Origin of the sequence: Brevibacillus sp. 1238, from assembly GCF_029892995.1 — a bacterium.
In the GTDB taxonomy this organism is placed as follows: Bacteria; Bacillota; Bacilli; order Brevibacillales; family Brevibacillaceae; genus Brevibacillus; species Brevibacillus parabrevis.
Map to the genome: position 1 here is coordinate 1 of NZ_JARXWC010000031.1, position 1,934 is coordinate 1,934.

1 protein-coding gene is annotated in these 1,934 nt (G+C 63.8%); it reads right to left on the reverse strand.

Annotation, left to right across the window (positions count from 1 at the left end; translation table 11 throughout):
- The coding region (locus tag M2298_RS28160; protein ID WP_280649364.1) for a beta strand repeat-containing protein at nt 1–1,934 on the reverse strand (1,934 nt) is incomplete at both ends.

The window sequence follows — 1,934 nt, forward strand, 5'->3', positions numbered from 1 at the left end:
CCCGTGACTCCGGTTGCTCCCGTAGCTCCAGTTGACCCCATGGCCCCGGTTACTCCCGTCTCTCCGGTTGCTCCCGTGACTCCGGTTGCTCCCGTAGCTCCAGTTGACCCCATGGCCCCGGTTACTCCCGTCTCTCCGGTTGCTCCCGTGACTCCGGTTGCTCCCGTCTCTCCTGTCGCTCCCGTGGCTCCGGTTGACCCCGTAGCTCCAGTTGCTCCCATAACTCCAGTTGCTCCCGTCTCTCCTGTTGACCCTGTCTCTCCTGTTGCTCCCGTAGCTCCAGTTTCTCCCGTAGCTCCAGTTGACCCCGTAGCTCCAGTTGCTCCCGTAACCCCGGTGGCTCCCGTCCCCCCGGTGGCTCCCGTAGCTCCAGTTGACCCCGTGGCTCCGGTTACTCCCGTCTCTCCGGTTACTCCAGTTGCTCCCGTGACTCCGGTTGCTCCCGTCTCTCCTGTCGCTCCCGTGGCTCCAGTTGACCCCGTAGCTCCTGTTGCTCCCGTAACTCCAGTTGCTCCCGTAGCTCCAGTTGCTCCCGTAACCCCGGTGGCTCCCGTAACCCCGGTGGCTCCCGTAGCTCCAGTTGACCCCGTGGCTCCGGGTACTCCCATAGCTCCAGTTGACCCCGTGGCTCCGGTTACTCCCGTGGCTCCCGTCTCTCCGGTTGATCCCGTCTCTCCTGTCGCTCCCGTGGCTCCGGTTGACCCCGTAGCTCCTGTTGCTCCCGTAGCTCCAGTTGCTCCAGTTGCTCCCGTAGCTCCAGTTGCTCCAGTTGCTCCCGTAGCTCCAGTTGACCCCGTAGCTCCTGTTGCTCCCGTAGCTCCCGTAGCTCCAGTTGCTCCAGTTGCTCCAGTTGCTCCCGTAGCTCCAGTTGACCCCGTAGCTCCAGTTGCTCCCGTAACCCCGGTGGCTCCCGTAACCCCTGTTGCTCCCGTAGCTCCAGTTGACCCCGTGGCTCCGGTTACTCCCATAGCTCCAGTTGACCCCGCGGCTCCGGTTACTCCCATAGCTCCAGTTGACCCCGTGGCTCCGGTTACTCCCGTGGCTCCCGTCTCTCCGGTTGATCCCGTCTCTCCTGTCGCTCCCGTGGCTCCGGTTGACCCCGTAGCTCCGGTTGCTCCCGTGACTCCGGTTGCTCCCGTAGTTCCGGTTACTCCCGTGGCTCCAGTTGCTCCCGTGGCTCCGGTTGACCCTGTGGCTCCGGTTACTCCCGTGGCTCCGGTTACTCCCGTAGCTCCGGTTACTCCCGTAGCTCCAGTTGCTCCAGTTGCTCCCGTGGCTCCAGATTCTCCCGTGGCTCCGGTTACTCCCGTGGCTCCAGTTGCTCCCGTGGCTCCGGTTACTCCCGTGGCTCCAGTTGCTCCCGTGGCTCCAGTTGCTCCCGTGGCTCCAGTTGCTCCCGTGGCTCCGGTTGACCCTGTCTCTCCGGTTACTCCCGTAACTCCGGTTGCTCCCGTAGTTCCAGTTGCTCCCGTAACCCCGGTTGCTCCCGTAGCTCCAGTTGACCCCGTGGCTCCGGTTACTCCCGTAACCCCGGTTGCTCCCGTCTCTCCGGTTGACCCCGTGGCTCCGGTTACTCCCGTAACCCCGGTTGCTCCCGTCTCTCCGGTTGCTCCCGTAACTCCAGTTGCTCCCATTTCTCCTGTTGCTCCCGTGGCTCCAGTTGCTCCCGTCTCTCCGGTTGCTCCCGTAGCTCCAGTTACTCCCGTGGCTCCGGTTGCTCCCGTGGCTCCGGTTGACCCTGTCTCTCCGGTTACTCCCGTAGCTCCGGTTGCTCCAGTTGACCCCGTGGCTCCGGTTGACCCCGTAGCTCCCGTAACCCCGGTGGCTCCAGTTGCTCCAGTTGCTCCCGTAACTCCGGTTGACCCTGTCTCTCCGGTTGCTCCCGTAACTCCGGTTGACCCTGTCTCTCCGGTTACTCCCGTAACTCCAGTTGA